We start from the raw sequence: 14,336 nt of genomic DNA, 5'->3' as shown, positions 1-14,336 counted from the left end.
CCATGCGCCTGCTGCGACTGGTCAGCGAATACATCCGCCTCTACCTGGGGCTCGGCGTGCTCGGTGCGATCTGCCTGTCGTGGACGCCGCTGGCCCTGCTCGCCTACCCGCTGCTGTCGCCGCGCGCCGGGCGCCGGCTCGGGCGCTGGGTGATCGGCGCCGGCTTTCGCATTTACCTCGGCTTCCTGACGCTGACCGGCGCCTGCCGCTTCGATCTGCGCGCGCTCGATGAGCTGGCCGGCCAGGGGCCGATGATCCTGGCGCCGAACCATCCCTGCCTGCTCGATGCGCTGATGATCGTCTCGCGCCTGCCCGACGTCGCCTGCATCATGAAGGCGGCGCTGATCCGCAACGTCTTTCTCGGCGCCGGTGCGCGGCTGGCGCGCTACATCCGCAACGAACCGATCCTGGCGATGGTGCGCAGCGCCATCGACGATCTGCGCGCCGGCCAGCAGCTGCTGATCTTCCCGGAGGGGACGCGCAGCAGCGCGCTGCCGGTCGGCCCGTTCCAGAAGGGCCTGGCGCTGATCGCCAGCCGCGCCGGCGTGCCGGTGCAGACGCTGTTCATCGAAACCGACTCGGCCTATCTGTCGAAAGGCTGGCCGCTGTTCCGCCGCCCGGCGATGCCGATCCATTACCGCGTGCGCCTCGGCCGGCGCTTCGATCCGCCGAGCGACTGCGAGCGCTTCACCGCTGAGCTGCAGGCTTATTTCGTTGCCGAGCTGGCCACCCGGCCGCCGCTGCCGAGGCATTCCGCGTGAACCCGCCATCCCGCACCCATCTGCTGCTGATCCCGAGCTACAACCCCGGCGAAATCGTCTACGCCACCGTGCGTGCGGCGCGGGCGCAGTGGTCGCCGGTGTGGGTCGTCGTCGACGGCAGCGATGACGGCAGTGCCGAGGGCCTGCAGCAGCTCGCCGCCGATGATCCCGGTCTGCGCGTGCTGCGTCTGGCGCATAACAGCGGCAAGGGCGCCGCGGTGCTGCACGGGCTCGACGCCGCGTCGCAGGCCGGCTTCACGCATGTGCTGACGATGGATTCCGACGGCCAGCACCCGGCGGCGCTGATCCCCGCGTTCATGGCTGCCTCGCAGCAGGCGCCGCAGGCGATGATCCTCGGCTGCCCGGTGTTCGACGCCGATGCGCCGCTGCTGCGCGTGCGCGGCCGCAAGATCTCCAACGCCTGGGCCAATCTGGAAACGCTGTGGGCCGGCATCGGTGATTCGCTGTACGGCTTTCGCGTCTACCCGGTCGAGCCGCTGCGCAGCGTGATGCGCGGCCAGCACTGGATGCGCCGCTTCGACTTCGATCCCGAGGCCGTGGTGCGCCTGTGCTGGCGCGGCGTGCGCCCGGTCAACCTGCCCGCCCCGGTGCGCTATCCGAAGCCGGAGGAGGGCGGCGTTTCCCACTTCGCTTACGGCCGCGACAACCTGCTGCTGACCTGGATGCACACGCGGCTGTTCTTCGGCTTCGTGCTGCGCCTGCCGGTTCTGCTGTGGCGGCGGCTGCGCAGCGCTGTTCCTGTATCGGGCCATACGCCGGATGCCTAAAGCGCCGGCAACTGCATGATCACCGTCGCGATCCCGGCCGGATTCGCTCCGGCTGCTTCGACATCGCTGAAACCCGCAGCGAGATAAAGCCGCCGCGCCGCCGCACCTGCGGCCACGCCGGCAGCAAAGGTCTGTACCCGGATGCGCTCGCGCCGCTCCAGCCGATCGAGCGCACCCCTCAGCAGGGCCCGGCCAAATCCCCGCCGCCGAAAACGCTCCGCCACGGCAAGCCACACGATCTCATTCGCCGCCGGCGAAATGATGACCCCGCCGCACAGCGCATCCCCGTCGTCATGCCGAATGCAGAACGCCGCCTCGCCCCCGATCGCCTGTCGCAGCGCCGCGTGAAAGCCCTCTTCATCCACCATCGGCCCGAACAGGGGCTCGACTTCACGGGCGAGGGCGAGCCATGAGAGGAAATCGCTGGGGTGTGAACGCGTGAAGGCCACGTTTTAACTTTTGCTCAGGGAAGCAGGCGGGTAACGGCTCATGTCGATTATAAAAAAAGGAGGCCTTGGTTTTTTAAAGCAGTTGCTCGGCATTTGGTTCGAATGTGTAGCCCAGCGCATGCTGTTGAGTAGAGGGCTGGTTAGTCGATCAGTACGCACATCCTGTGTCCATCACCGTGCGCGCCTGCGCGTGATTTACGTCGGCACGATCGCGCGAATGGCCCACGCTCTGGCCGTCAGCGTAATCGTGCCGTTTGCCGCTGTCGGCAGCCGTTCCTGCAGCCGATCCCGCAGACGGGTCCTGGCGGTTTCAGCGAGCGACATCACATAGGCGGGTGCGGGGCCCTGGCCACCGAGGAAGGGGTGCCAGTAGTCATCGAAATTCGCGAAGGATGTCGGAATCTCGATGGGGCTTACTTCGATGTCATCGAGTTCGGCACTGGCGAATAACTGCTCAAGGGCCTCGGGCTGGCAGAGCGGAAAGCGCAGACCTTCATCCAGCGGGAGTGCGTCCGGATCGAGCGCGGCCGCTGCGTCCCAGAAGAATCGGATCAGCTCCATCTTGCCGGCGTAATCCCAGACATAGGCCGCGATCGTGCCGCCCTGACCGGTGACGCGCGCCATTTCAAGAAGCGCTGCCGGTTGATCGGGGACGAAGTTCAGAACCAGTCCCGAAACCGCTGCATCGACGGTCCCCGCGTCGAGGGGGATCGCCGTCGCGCTGCCCTGCTGGAACGTGGCCAGACCCGCGAGATGCTCCGCCGCGGTTTTGAGGAATCCGGCCGAGGGTTCGATGCCGGTGACGGAACGTGGCGAACAGCAATCGACGATCGCTGCGCACAAGGCCCCTGTGCCGCATCCGACGTCGAGCCAGCGCCGGCCGGCTGGAATGTCCAACCACGTGAGAAAGGCGGGGGCAACCCGTCGGCTCCAGCGGCCGACGTACTGCTCATAAGGACTTCCGCGCTCCCAGGTATCGGATACGTGTGTATTGGCCATCACCGCTCGTCCTCATGGCCTTCACTATCCCCCTGTTTAGCAGTCAATTGCCTGAGCGGTGAGCGTCGTGACCGTCCACAACCGGCCATTGCCGATAGAGGCGGACACTGCGCGCGTGGAAGGTTTTGTCTTCAAATAAGGTGAAGCCGCTTTTCTCCAGAACCCGCACGGAGGCGATGTTCTGCGGCTCGACGATGGCCGAAATGACAGGGAGGGCTAACTCCTGGAAGCCCAGGCGCAATACCGCCTGCACGGCTTCGGTCGCCAACCCGAAACCCCAGAACGGCCGGGCGAGTCGATAGCCGACATGAATCTCCTCGACACCCTCGACCGACTCCAGATTAAGGCCGCAAAAGCCGATGAGTCGTGCCGATCCTTTTTCGATCAGAGCCCACGGCCCGTAACCGTGCTGGTGATATAGACCGATGCACCCTTCAACGAAGCCGGCCGTCTGCTCCGTGGTGAGGACTCCGCGAATCGAATAGCGCATGACCTCGGGATCGGCGAGCACCATGGCCAGTGCCGGCACGTCGTCTGCCGAGAGTGTGCGGATCAGCATCCTTCTGGATTCGGTAATAAGCACCGGGTTCCCTTTTATGAACAGGCTTCTGCCGGGCAGACGGGTTTTGGTTTCTTTGCGGTGAAGCTTGAATAATCAGCGGGTGCTGTAAGCCAGTGGAATGCCACCCGGGCAGATAAATGCCGCTGTAAAGGCGTTGTCGGCGCCGCCGGATGTTTTTTGCGACGTCTGCCAGAAATCCTATTGGCGTTTGCTGCGCGGATCGTTCAGTGACGGCAATTCCCTGCACCGCGTGTTCGCAAGAACGGACTCAGCCACCCCGTCGCGCCAAGGCGCCGCAGCGTGGCAGCCAATGCCGCAGTGCCGGTGTCGTCACCACGGTGCTGGTGATGGCCATGATCACCAGCATCGTGAATACCTGCGCGGAGATCACGCCGAGGTCGTAGCCGACGTTGAGCACCACCAGTTCCATCAGGGCACGGGTGTTCATCATGGCGCCGAGCAGGGCGGCGCTGGGGTGGTTGAGGCCGCTGAGGCGGGCGGCGGCGTAGCTGGCGGCGAATTTGCCGACGGTGGCGAGGGCGAGCACCAGCAGGCACCAGCCCCAGGCGGCGAAGGTGTCGAGGCTGCCGATCTGCGTGCGCAGACCGGTGTAGGTGAAGAAGATCGGCAGGAAGAAAACGTTGACGAAGGGGCTGACGCGCTGCTGCCAGGCCAGCGCCAGCGGACGTTCCTCATGCAGCACGACGCCGGCCATGAAGCCGCCGAAGATCGCGAAGATGCCGAGCTGCTGCGTGCACATGCCGCAGAGGAAGATCAGCGCCAGCAGCGCACCGAGGCGGTTCGGCGTCAGCTCGCCCGGTGTCTGCGCGCCGAGGCGCACCAGGCGCCGGGCCAGCGGCCGCAGGCCGTACCAGCAGGCGACGAGAAAGCCGAGCACCAGCGCCACGCGCAGCGCGAAGTCGGCGGCATCGAAGCCGGACAGCGTCAGCGTCGTCACCAGTGCCAGCAGCAGCCAGCCGACGACGTCGTTGATCGCGGCGGCGCTGATGGCGATGACACCGAGCGGCGAACGCTCCAGGCCGAACTCGATCATGATGCGGCCGAGGATCGGCAGTGCGGTGATCGACAGCGCGGTGGCGACGAACAGTGCCGAGGCCAGCGGCGGCGCCCCCGGCGACAGTTGCGGCGCGCTCAGGTAGCCAAAACCGAGGCCGAAGGCGAAAGGCAGCAGCAGGCTGGCGATGGCGATGCGCCACACCGTGCGCCGGTGTTTGGGCTCGCCGAGGTGAGCGAAGTCGAATTCCAGCCCGATCTGGAACATCAGCAGCAGCAGACCGACCTGCGAGAGGATCTGCAGCGGCTCCGGCGGCGTGCTGCGGAAGATGTAGTGAAACGCCTCCGGCGCCAGCCAGCCGAACAGCGAGGGGCCAAGCAGGATGCCGATGAGGATCTCGCCGACCGCCGGCGACTGCCTGCCGCGGCGCGCCAGCGCCCCGCCGAGGCGCCCGGCGAGGACGATGATCGCCAGCTGCAGCAGCGTGAAATACAGCAGCAGCTCGTGCTGATGAACCGCGACTTCCTGAGCCGCGAGGCTGGGCTGGCTCACCGGCGTTCCCTCGGTCGGTGCTGCAGGCTCAGAGCATGCCGCCGTTGATGGAGATGATCTGGCCGCTGATGTAAGCCGCCTGCTCGGAGCAGAGGAAGCCGACCAGATCGGCGACCTCCGCGGGCTGGCCGGCGCGCTTGGCCGGCACCAGCCGCGCGATCGCGGCGGCGTCGAAGGCCCCCTGGCTCATCGGCGTGGCGATGATGCCGGGCGCGACGGCGTTGACGGTGATGCCGCGCCCGGCGACTTCGAGCGACAGCGCTTTGGTCGCCGCGTGCAGCGCACCTTTGGCGGCGGCGTAGTTGACCTGACCGCGGTTGCCGGCGATGCCGGCGATCGAACCGATGTTGACGATGCGGCCCCAGCGCGTGCGGATCATCGGCAGCAGCAGCGGCTGGGTGACGTGGTAAAAGCCGTGCAGGCTGACGTCGATGACGCGATGCCACTGCTCGGCGCGCATGCCCGGCAGCACGGCGTCGTCGTGCACGCCGGCGTTGTGCACCAGCACCTGCACCGGGCCGTCGGCGAGCACTGCGTCGAGCGCCGCGGCGCTGGCGGCGGCATCGGTGAGGTCGAAGATCAGCGGTTGCGCCGTGCCGCCGGCGGCGCGGATCTCGGCGGCCAGCGCCTCGGCGGCCTCGACGCCGCGGTGGGCGTGGATCAGCACCGCGCAGCCGTCGGCGGCGAGGCGGCGGCAGATCGCCGCGCCGATCGCGCCGCTGCCGCCGGTGACCAGCGCCCGGCGGCTCATCGCGTCACCTGCGCCAGCGCATCGAAGATCACCGCCGCGCGGCCGCTGAGCAGGCCGGCGCCGCGGCTGTCGCTGAGGCGAAAGCCGTACAGCGCCGAGCGCGCGTCACCGCTGAGCAGCTCGGCGTCGATGAGCAGCGCGCCGGGTACGTCATCGAGGCGGGCGACCTGCAGCTGCAGGTCACGCACGCTGGCCAGATAGCCGGCCCGTGGCGGCGCGGCGGTCTCGCCGGCGAGCAGCGCACCGTGTACCGCCATCGCCTGCGCGGCGTATTCGATACCGGCGTGTGCGCCGAGCCGCTCGCCGACGCGCAGCGGATGGTCGGCGACACGGTGGCTGCTGGCGCTGCAGCGCACCTGCGTCGGGCTCCACTGCTCGACGCGATCGAGCAGGCACATGCGGCCCTGATGCGGGATGTGCGCGGCGATCCAGGCGTGATCGAGCAGCGGGGACGGGGTCATGGCTGCACCTCGACGGCGAGCTGCAGGCCGTCGATGTAGTCGAGCACCACGCGCTGCGCCTGTGCCTGCGCCACCGCCTGCAGCAGCGTCAGGCCGCGAGCGGCGGGAATGCCGCGGCGCAGGGCTTCGAGCGATGGCTGCGCCAGCACTGTCGGCGCCTCCTCGCACAGCTCCAGGCGCAGGCGCGGGCCGGCGGCATCAGTGGCGAGCAGGCAGGCCAGCGCGCAGTCACCGCTGAGCAGGCGGGTGGCGTGCAGCGGCGCCGGATAGGCCGCCTCGTAGGCGATCAGCAGCACCTGCGGCAGGCCGCTGGCGAGCAGGCCGCCGGCTTCGAGCAGGCCGGCGGCGAAGCTGCCGTCGAAGGCGGCGATCATCGTCGACGGCGCCATCGCGCCGCTGGCGATGCCCCAGTAGCCGGAGGCGGCGTTGTTGACCGAGTTATGGAAACGCGTCGGCGAGATCAGCCGGTCGCTGCCGGCCAGCGCCTCGCAGATGGCGTGGCAGTTGTCGCCGTCGCCGCCGGAGGAGGCGAACACCGTCGCCAGCGTCGCCGCATCGGCCGCGGCGTCGGCCACAGCGGCAAAGCCGGCGGCGAGCGCCAGCCGCGTGGCCTTGCCGGTGCGCCGGCGTTCGGCGGCGGGCAGCGCGTTCGGCACTGGCGCCACGCAGGGCACGGGCCGGTATTCGGCGTCGCCGCGCAGCAGCGCGCGCAGCGTGTTCCAGTCGGCGAAGCCGGGGCCGACGGCGCCGACCCCGAGCAGCGTGGCCTGCAGCGTGCTCATGATGCGCAGTCTCCGGCACGGGCGAACAGCAGGCTGGCGTTGGTGCCGCCGAAGCCGAAGGAATTGCTCAGCACGCGGCGCAGCGGCGCGGCAAACGGCGCCAGCGGCGGCTGCAGGCCGAGCGCCGGATCGGCCGCGCGCGTGCCGGTGCTGGCCGGCACCAGCCCCTCGCGCAGCGCCAGCGCGCAGATGACCGCTTCCAGCGCGCCGGCGGCGCCCAGCGTGTGGCCGGTGGCGCCCTTGGTCGAACTGGCCGGCGGCAGCGCGCTGCCGAACAGCGCGCGCACGGCGCGGGCCTCGGCCTCGTCGTTGCTCGGCGTCGCCGTGCCGTGCAGGTTGATGTAGTCGACTTCCGCCGGCGTGCAGCCGGCACTGGCGAGCGCGGCCTGCATCGCCTGTTGCGCGCCGAGGCCCTGCGGATGCGGCGATGACATGTGGTGCGCGTCGCTCGATTCGCCGACGCCGCACAGCAGCACGGCTGTGGCATCGGTGGCCGTGGCGCGTTCGAGCAGCGCGAACGCCGCGGCCTCGCCGATGGAGATGCCGTCGCGCCCGCGATCGAACGGCCGGCATGGCGCCTCGGCCAGCAGCTCCAGCGAATTGAAGCCGTACAGCGTGGTCAGGCACAGCGAATCGACGCCGCCGACGATGGCCGCGTCGATGACGCCGGCGTGGATCAGCCGTGCCGCGCTGGCGTAGACCTTGGCGCTCGACGAGCAGGCCGTCGACACCACCGCCGCCGGTCCGCCGAGCGCGCAGAGGCGGCGCACGAACTCGGCGAGCGCGTACAGGCTGTGCGTGCTGGCGTAATCGAAGCCGGCCGGCAGCGCCCCATCGGCGCCGCGCTGGCGGTAAACGTGTTCGGTTTCGAGGATGCCGGAGGTGCTGGTGCCGAGGAACACACCGATGCGCTGGGCGCCGTAGCGCTGCCGCGCCGCGGCGACGGCGTCGAGGAAGCCGTCCTGCTGCAGGCCGTGCAGCGCCAGACGGTGATTGCGGCAGTCGAAGCGGGCGAGCGCCGCCGGCAGTGCGACGCGGTCGAGGCCGGCGACGGCGCCGCAGCAGGTTGGCAGCGTGACGTCTTCGAACTGGCAGCGGGCGAGGCCGCTGCGATTGGCGCGCAGGGCCGCCAGCGTGGCCCCAAGACCGGAGCCCAGGCAACTGGTAGCCGTGTAGTGAGCGAGCAGGAGCGGTGTGAACATGGCTGGAGCCGGGAGCGCGAGGGGGGCGAGTATAGCGCTCAGGCGCCGCCGCAGCGCGCGATCAGCAGTACGTTGGCGAACGGTGTGCCGGCGCTCATCGCCTGCGCGCGCACCGCGAAGCCGTGCGCGCGCAGCAGCGCACACCAGTCATCGAGCGGGCGGCAGTACAGCCGGCCGAGGCGGTGGCCGCGCACGAAGGTGACGATGCGGTCGACCCACTGGCTGCAGCGGAACGGCCAGCCGGCGGCGGCGTCGCCGACGCGCAGCAGCAGCGTGCCGTGCGGTGCCAGCGTATGCGCCAGGCGGGCGATGACGGCGGCCTGCTCGGCATAGTCGATGTAGTGCAGCACGTCGAGGATCACGGCGACCTCGGCGCGGCCGAAATCGGCGCTGCAGATATCGCCGCACTCGACCCGCGCCCACGGCAGGCCGGCGAGCGCGGCACCGGCGCGCGCCACGTCGCGCGGCATCAGCTCGATGCCGTGGTAGCCGGCCAGGTGCGGCGGCGGCGGCCAGCCGGCCGGCCAGTCGCCGGCGGCGTGGGCCTGCACGGCGGCGTCGAGCCAGCGGGCGAGCAGACCCTGACCGCAGCCGAGGTCGAGCAGGTGCGCACCGTCGGCGATCAGGCCCAGGCGCAGCAGGCCGGCGAAGGCCGGGTCGCCGCCGAGCTTGCCGCGGGCGAAATGCCAGGCGAAGCGGCCGCCGGCGCGGTACGGCGCGGCGGCGGCGCTGACCAGGCGGGCGGGGGCGTGTGTGCTCATCGTGGATCGCTCCAGTCGGGCGGCGGCAGCGGCTGCACGCGCAGGCCGCGCGCGCGGCAGGCCGCGAACAGCTGCGGCAGCACGGCGAGGATCATCGGCTCGCCGCTGTGGCTGCGGGCGGCGTGGCCGTCGTGCAGCAGCAGCACGTCACCGGCGGCGAGGCCGCGCAGCAGGCGTGCGCCGACGCGCGCCGGATCGCGCTCGCGGGTGTCGAAACCGCGCCGCGTCCAGCTCGCCAGGTGCAGGTCGTGGCGATGCAGCACCGGGTCGAGAAACGGATTGCGCAGGCCGGCCGGCGCGCGGAAATACTGCGGCGGCGTGCCGGCGAGCGCGCTCAGCGTCGCCTGCGCCGCGGCGATTTCGCGGCTCAGCGCGCGCGGGCCGCACAGCGAGAAATGGTGGCGGTGATGCTGGCTGTGGTTCTCGACGCGGTGGCCGCGGCGCACGATCTCGGCGATCAGCTGCGGATGCCGCTCGGCGCGCGCGCCGATGCAGAAAAAGCTCGCCCGCGCGCCGGCGGCATCGAGCGCGTCGAGCACCTGCGGCGTGATCTGCGGATCGGGACCGTCGTCGATGGTCAGCGCGATGGCATCGGCGGTCTCCGCCAGCCGTGTCAGGTTCGGCCCGAGCAGGTGGCTGCGCGGCCACAGGCCGGCGGCGGTCAGCAGCAGGTGATTGGCGGCGACGGCGCCGAGCGCGTAGGGCCAGGCGGCCGGCGCGATGGTCAGCGAGCCGGCGGCGACGGCGTGCAGCACGGCCGAGCCGCGCAGCAGCGGGGAGGGTTGCCAGCGCCTCATCGTCCGGCCTCCAGCGCGCCGCCGGCGAGGAACGTCGCCCACAGCGCGCGCCAGGCCGCCCAGTCGTGGCCGCCGTCGACGATGTGCACCTGCGCCTGTGGCAGCACCGCGGCCATCAGTGCATGACCGGCGGCGAAGCGGTCATCGCGGCCGTAGCCGAGCCACGGCGACCGCTCGCCGGCCAGCCGCTGCAGTGCCCGCCAGCCGCGGCGTTCGATCTCGCCCGCCGGCAGCGTGCCGGCCTGCCAGGCGGCGAGGCCGCCGGCGGCGGCGATGTCGGCGGTGATGGTGCGGTTGCCGGGATACGGCGCGAGCAGCAGGTGGCGGTCCGCGGCCTGCGGGTAGGCATCGGCGTGCATCAGCGCCACCAGCGCGCCGAGCGAGATGCCGCCAAGCCAGCACTGCCGGCGGCCGGCGCGCTGTGGCGCCAGCGCGGCCTCCAGCGCGTGGACGATGGCGCCGTCGATCAGGCGGTCGAGTGCGGTTTCCAGCAGCAGGAAGTCGACGTCGAAGCCGCGCTCGCGGGCGGCGGCGATGCAGCCGTGTTCGAGGTAATGCTCGGGGCGGTCGCCGGCGCCCGGCAGCAGCGCGCACAGCAGCGGTGCCGTGTGGCCGGGCCGCGCGGGCAGGTACAGCGAGCGCAACGGGGTGGTCATGCGGGCTCCGCTTCAGTGGCCGGCGAGGACAGCACGGCGGCGAGCAGCAGCGCCAGCGGCGCGCCAGGACCGACGACGACGCCGATCGCGTGCAGCACCGGCACGCTGGAAAACCCCAGCAGGCCGAAGCCGAGCATGGTCGTCAGGTTGGCGAGCAGCAGCGAGGCCAGCGTCGTCGCATCCGGCGTCTGCGCGCGGGCGAAGAACAGCGCGTAGTTCGAGCCGACGGCGACGATCAGCAGCAGGCCGATCAGGTGCAGCAGCGTCAGCCGCTCACCGGCCAGCGCCAGGCCGGCGCCGACCAGCAGCGTGGCGCCGGCCAGCGGCAGCCACACCTGCAGCCAGGCGCGCGGCGAGCGCAGGGCGATCAGCAACAGCACGGCGATCGCCGTGCAGCCGGCCAGCGTCAGGTGGATGGCCTCATCGACGTAGCCGGCGTAGAGCGCGTCGGACTCGTGCTTGAGGTCGATGAAGCGCGCGCCGTCGACACCGCTGGCGGCGATCGCCGCGCGCAGGTAGGCGACGTCGGGCAGCCGGCCGTCGGCCTGCGGTGCGTGCAGCGGCAGCAGCGCCTGCCAGCCATCGGCGCGCTGCTGCAGCAGCGCATCGACGGCCAGCGCGAAGCTGGTGTCGGCGAGATCGGCGCGGCTCAGCGGCGGCGTTTGGCGGCTGGCTTCGACGTCGGCGAGAAAACCGTCGAGGCGCTCGGCACGCAGCGGCAGGCCGGCCAGCGCCGCCTGCAGGCGCTCGCGCAGCGTTGCGGTGTCCGGCAGCGCGGCGCGACGTGCCTGCTGCGTCGCCAGGCTCGGCAGGTAGCGCGCGGCACTGTCGTAGCCGCCGATCAGCCCTTGCGCCTGCAGCGCATCGAGCGTTGGTGCCAGCCGTTCGGCGGCGTGCAGCGCGGCATCGGCGCTGGCCGCGCGGGCGACCACCAGATAGCGCACTTCGGGTGCGCCGAGGGCGGCGCGCAGGCGTGCATCGAGCGCCTGGTCGGCGGCCGACACCGGGCTCAGCGCCGCCAGCTCGTGCTGCCACAGCGTCGACTGGCGGCTGTAGAGCAGCCCGGCGGCGAGCGCGATCAGCAGCAGCAGCAGCGGCCGCAGGCGGCGCAGTGCCGGCAGTGCAGCGGCCAGGCGCCGGCCGAGCGGGCTCAGATCGCGCACCTGCAGCGTCGCCGGCAGCAGCGCCGGCAGCACGTGGCGGGTGACCAGCGCCGCGGTGAGCAGGCCGACCAGCGAGAACGCGCCGAGCTGGGCGAGGCCGGGGAACTGCGCCGGCAGCAGCGCGGCGAAGCCGCACACCGAGGTCAGCACGCCGAGGCGCACGGTCGGCCAGAAGCCGGCGAGGCTGGTGCTGCGCGCCGACTGCACGAACAGGTAGATGGCGTAATCGACCGCCTCGCCGATCAGCGTGATGCCGAAACCGAGGGTGATGCCATGCACCACGCCGAAGCCGGCGGCCACCGCGGCGATGCCGGCCAGCGCGCCGCTCGCCATCGGCAGCAGGCCGAGCAGGAGCAGGCGCGGCGAGCGGTAGGCGTAGAGCAGCAGCGCGGCGATCAGCGCGCTCGCCAGCAGCGACAGGCGCTCGACTTCGCTTTTGATCGTCGCCCGCGCCTGCACCGCGAACACGCCGGGTCCGCTCAGCTCCAGCTGCAGCGCGCCGTGCGCGAGCGGCGCGAACGCCGTGCGCACGCGTTCGACGGCGGCTGCCTGGCCGTCGGTGTCGGCGCCGGCGGCGCGGGTGGTGGCGAGCAGCAGCGCCTGTTCGCCGTCGCGGGTACTCCAGACGCCCTCGCGGCTGGCCGGCTGGCCGCGGGCCGCCAGGGCATCGAGCAGGGCGAGCGTCTCGCCGGTCGGGTCGCGTGGCAGCAGCTGCTTGAGCAGCAGGCCGGCCGGCGAGCTCAGCCGCTCGATGCTGGCCTGAATCGCGCGGTGCAGGCCGGCGACGCTGAAGCGTTCGGCATCGACCGCGGGGCTGAGCAGGTAGCGCTGCTCGAACAGCCACTGCTGGTCGGCTTCGGCGCTGGCGGCCTCGCCGTTGGCGACGGCGACGAATTCGGGCGCGTGCTGCAGTCGCGACGCCAGCGTGCGCGAGGCGGCGGCGCGCTCGATCGCTTCGCCGCCGCGGATGCCGATCAGCAGCAGCCGCGACACCGGGCCGTCGCGCAGCTGCTCGACCAGCAGCCGTTGTTCGGCACTCGGCGTCTGCGGCAGAAAGGCCGACAGGTCGGCGGTAAAGCGCGCCTGCGTCAGCAGGTAGAGGCAGACGGCGAGCCCGGCCAGCCACAGCAGCACGGCGCCACGCGGCCGCCGGCTCATGGCGCCGGCTCCGGCGTGATGGTCATCAGCGAGCGATCGCCGTCGGCCTGCAGGATGGCGATCGAGCGCACCTCGCCCTGGTTGCCGCTGATGGTGATCTGCTGGATGATCTCGCGCAGCGCCTCGTCGTCCGGTACCAGGCGCAGGGTCCACAGCGCGGCCTCGCCGCTCAGCGTCAGCCGGTAGGCGCGCTCCAGTGCGTGGCGGTCGCCGGCCAGCGTGCGGCGGATGCTGTCGGTGAAGGCGGCGATCTGCGGCCGTTCGGCGAGGCTCAGCTGCAGGCGGCGGCCGTCGCGTTCGAGCGTCAGCATCTCGCCATCGAGGATCAGCGTTTCCGGCTGCGGTGTCTGCGTGCGGCGTTCGAGGTGATCGGGCGGTCGGTAGAACAGTTCGCCGCGGGCCTCGACCGGGGCATCGAGCAGGGCGATGTCCTTGCGCTCGACGAAGTGGGCGCGGCCGCCGGGATTGGCGGCCAGTGCCGCCATCAGCTGCGTCAGCGTCCAGTCTTCGGCATGGGCGAGCGCGGCGACGGTGAGCAGCAGCGCGCTCAGCAGGCGTCGGCGCATGGGCTGGCTGGCCGCGCGGGCCAGAAATCGAAGAAATTGAACCAGTTGTACGGCGCCTGCCGGCAGCAGTCCTCGATCAGCGCGGCGTAGCGGTGGAGCGCGGCGTCGATCTGCACCTCGCGGGCGTCGGCGCTGCAGTCGGAGAAGTCGGCGATCTGCGCGAAGCGGATGGCGTAGCGGTTGCCGCCGAGGTACAGCCCGGCCATGAAGATCACCCGGCTGCGCAGCATCGCCGCCATGCGCAGCGGCCCGAGCGGTAGCGGCGCTTCGGCACCGAGCACCGGTACCGGGCGCGTGGCCTCGTCGCCGGGCGTGCGGTCGGCGAGCACGCCGACGAACTGACCCTGCAGCAGCCGCTCGCGCACCTGCAGCATCGCGTCCATGCGGCCGAGGGCGATGATGTCGGGGCGCGCCGCCGGGTTGATCGCATCGAGCGCGGCGCCGATGCGCCGGGCGTTGTCCGGGAACATCGCCAGCGCCACGCGCACCTGCGGGTGACGGCGCCCGATCGCGCGCACCACCTCGAAGCTGCCGAGGTGTGCGCCGAACAGCAGCGCGCCGCGGCCGTCGGCGAGGGCGTCGAGCATCACCGCCTCGCCTTCGATGCGCAGGTCGAACAGGTCGAAGCGGTCGTTGAGCAGGTAGATGCGGTCGTGGATCGTCGCCGCGAAGCTGTGGATGTGGCGGTAGCTGGCGCGCAGCCCCGGCCGCTGTTCCAGCACCCGGTGCAGGTAGGCGCGCGAGGCGCGCCGCGCCGACGGGGCGAACAGCAGGAAGTAGGCCGCGATCAGGTGCAGCACGCCGCGCCCGGCCGGGCGACCGAGCCGCAGCGAGATCCAGCTCATCAGTTTGAGCATCGCGACATTGCTGCGCTCGGGCCGGGTGGCCCAGGCGGCACGCGCGCGGCGCAGGC

General features: G+C 71.3%; 16 protein-coding genes. 2 read left to right on the top strand and 14 right to left on the bottom strand.

What is annotated here, in order from left to right:
- Positions 1 to 2: 2 nt before the first annotated feature.
- Together C7443_RS03750 and C7443_RS03745 are read left to right on the top strand one after the other, a co-directional pair.
- Positions 3 to 761 carry a lysophospholipid acyltransferase family protein gene (locus C7443_RS03750; RefSeq protein ID WP_110017232.1) on the top strand — a complete coding sequence of 253 codons (759 nt, stop codon included), beginning with the start codon at positions 3 to 5 and terminating at the stop codon, positions 759 to 761.
- Entirely contained in the window at positions 758 to 1,549 is a 792-nt protein-coding gene (locus C7443_RS03745; protein ID WP_110017231.1) for a glycosyltransferase family 2 protein, read from the top strand. Before C7443_RS03750 ends, C7443_RS03745 begins: the two co-directional genes overlap by 4 nt.
- On the opposite strand, the gene C7443_RS03740 is transcribed toward C7443_RS03745, so the two are convergent.
- The 14 genes from C7443_RS03740 to C7443_RS03675 all read right to left on the bottom strand — a co-directional run bounded on the left by C7443_RS03740 (position 1,546) and on the right by C7443_RS03675 (position 14,280).
- Entirely contained in the window at positions 1,546 to 1,998 is a 453-nt protein-coding gene (locus C7443_RS03740) for a GNAT family N-acetyltransferase (RefSeq protein ID WP_110017230.1), read from the bottom strand. The two genes, C7443_RS03745 and C7443_RS03740, sit on opposite strands and share 4 nt — an antisense overlap.
- A 195-nt stretch (positions 1,999 to 2,193) precedes the next feature.
- The gene (locus C7443_RS03735; protein WP_110017229.1) at positions 2,194 to 2,997 is read right to left on the bottom strand and encodes a class I SAM-dependent methyltransferase; all 804 of its coding nucleotides are present in this window, start codon (positions 2,995 to 2,997) and stop codon (positions 2,194 to 2,196) included.
- A 43-nt stretch (positions 2,998 to 3,040) separates the two neighbouring features.
- Complete coding sequence (locus C7443_RS03730; protein ID WP_110017228.1) at positions 3,041 to 3,556, bottom strand: GNAT family N-acetyltransferase; 516 nt, start codon at positions 3,554 to 3,556, stop codon at positions 3,041 to 3,043.
- Positions 3,557 to 3,827: 271 nt separating this feature from the next.
- Positions 3,828 to 5,126: a cation:proton antiporter gene (locus C7443_RS03725; RefSeq protein WP_110017227.1), complete on the bottom strand. Its 1,299-nt coding sequence runs from the start codon at positions 5,124 to 5,126 to the stop codon at positions 3,828 to 3,830.
- 28 nt (positions 5,127 to 5,154) lie between these two features.
- Complete coding sequence (gene fabG / locus C7443_RS03720; protein WP_110017226.1) at positions 5,155 to 5,877, bottom strand: 3-oxoacyl-ACP reductase FabG; 723 nt, start codon at positions 5,875 to 5,877, stop codon at positions 5,155 to 5,157.
- Positions 5,874 to 6,338, bottom strand: coding sequence for a hotdog family protein (locus C7443_RS03715; protein WP_110017225.1), 465 nt, complete (start codon positions 6,336 to 6,338; stop codon positions 5,874 to 5,876). Before C7443_RS03715 ends, fabG begins: the two co-directional genes overlap by 4 nt.
- A complete protein-coding gene (locus tag C7443_RS03710; RefSeq protein ID WP_110017224.1) occupies positions 6,335 to 7,120 on the bottom strand; it encodes a beta-ketoacyl synthase chain length factor in 786 nt (261 codons plus the stop codon). Before C7443_RS03710 ends, C7443_RS03715 begins: the two co-directional genes overlap by 4 nt.
- Positions 7,117 to 8,322, bottom strand: coding sequence for a beta-ketoacyl-[acyl-carrier-protein] synthase family protein (locus C7443_RS03705; RefSeq protein WP_110017223.1), 1,206 nt, complete (start codon positions 8,320 to 8,322; stop codon positions 7,117 to 7,119). Before C7443_RS03705 ends, C7443_RS03710 begins: the two co-directional genes overlap by 4 nt.
- A 38-nt stretch (positions 8,323 to 8,360) precedes the next feature.
- The gene (locus tag C7443_RS03700; protein WP_110017222.1) at positions 8,361 to 9,083 is read right to left on the bottom strand and encodes a class I SAM-dependent methyltransferase; all 723 of its coding nucleotides are present in this window, start codon (positions 9,081 to 9,083) and stop codon (positions 8,361 to 8,363) included.
- Entirely contained in the window at positions 9,080 to 9,880 is an 801-nt protein-coding gene (locus C7443_RS03695; protein WP_110017221.1) for a polysaccharide deacetylase family protein, read from the bottom strand. Before C7443_RS03695 ends, C7443_RS03700 begins: the two co-directional genes overlap by 4 nt.
- On the bottom strand, positions 9,877 to 10,536 hold the full coding sequence (locus tag C7443_RS03690; protein ID WP_110017220.1) for an alpha/beta hydrolase: 660 nt from the start codon (positions 10,534 to 10,536) through the stop codon (positions 9,877 to 9,879). Before C7443_RS03690 ends, C7443_RS03695 begins: the two co-directional genes overlap by 4 nt.
- Positions 10,533 to 12,857, bottom strand: coding sequence for an MMPL family transporter (locus tag C7443_RS03685; protein ID WP_110017219.1), 2,325 nt, complete (start codon positions 12,855 to 12,857; stop codon positions 10,533 to 10,535). The genes C7443_RS03690 and C7443_RS03685 overlap by 4 nt, the downstream gene beginning before the upstream one ends.
- Positions 12,854 to 13,423 (bottom strand): outer membrane lipoprotein carrier protein LolA, encoded by a 570-nt coding sequence (locus C7443_RS03680; RefSeq protein WP_110017218.1) that lies wholly within the window; start codon positions 13,421 to 13,423, stop codon positions 12,854 to 12,856. The genes C7443_RS03685 and C7443_RS03680 overlap by 4 nt, the downstream gene beginning before the upstream one ends.
- Positions 13,405 to 14,280, bottom strand: a complete 876-nt coding sequence (locus C7443_RS03675; RefSeq protein ID WP_110017566.1) for a lysophospholipid acyltransferase family protein — start codon at positions 14,278 to 14,280, stop codon at positions 13,405 to 13,407. The genes C7443_RS03680 and C7443_RS03675 overlap by 19 nt, the downstream gene beginning before the upstream one ends.
- Positions 14,281 to 14,336: the final 56 nt, after the last annotated feature.

The sequence above is a fragment of the Plasticicumulans acidivorans genome (assembly GCF_003182095.1).
Taxonomy (GTDB): domain Bacteria; phylum Pseudomonadota; class Gammaproteobacteria; order Competibacterales; family Competibacteraceae; genus Plasticicumulans; species Plasticicumulans acidivorans.
This window is presented reverse-complemented; position numbering and strand designations above follow the sequence as displayed.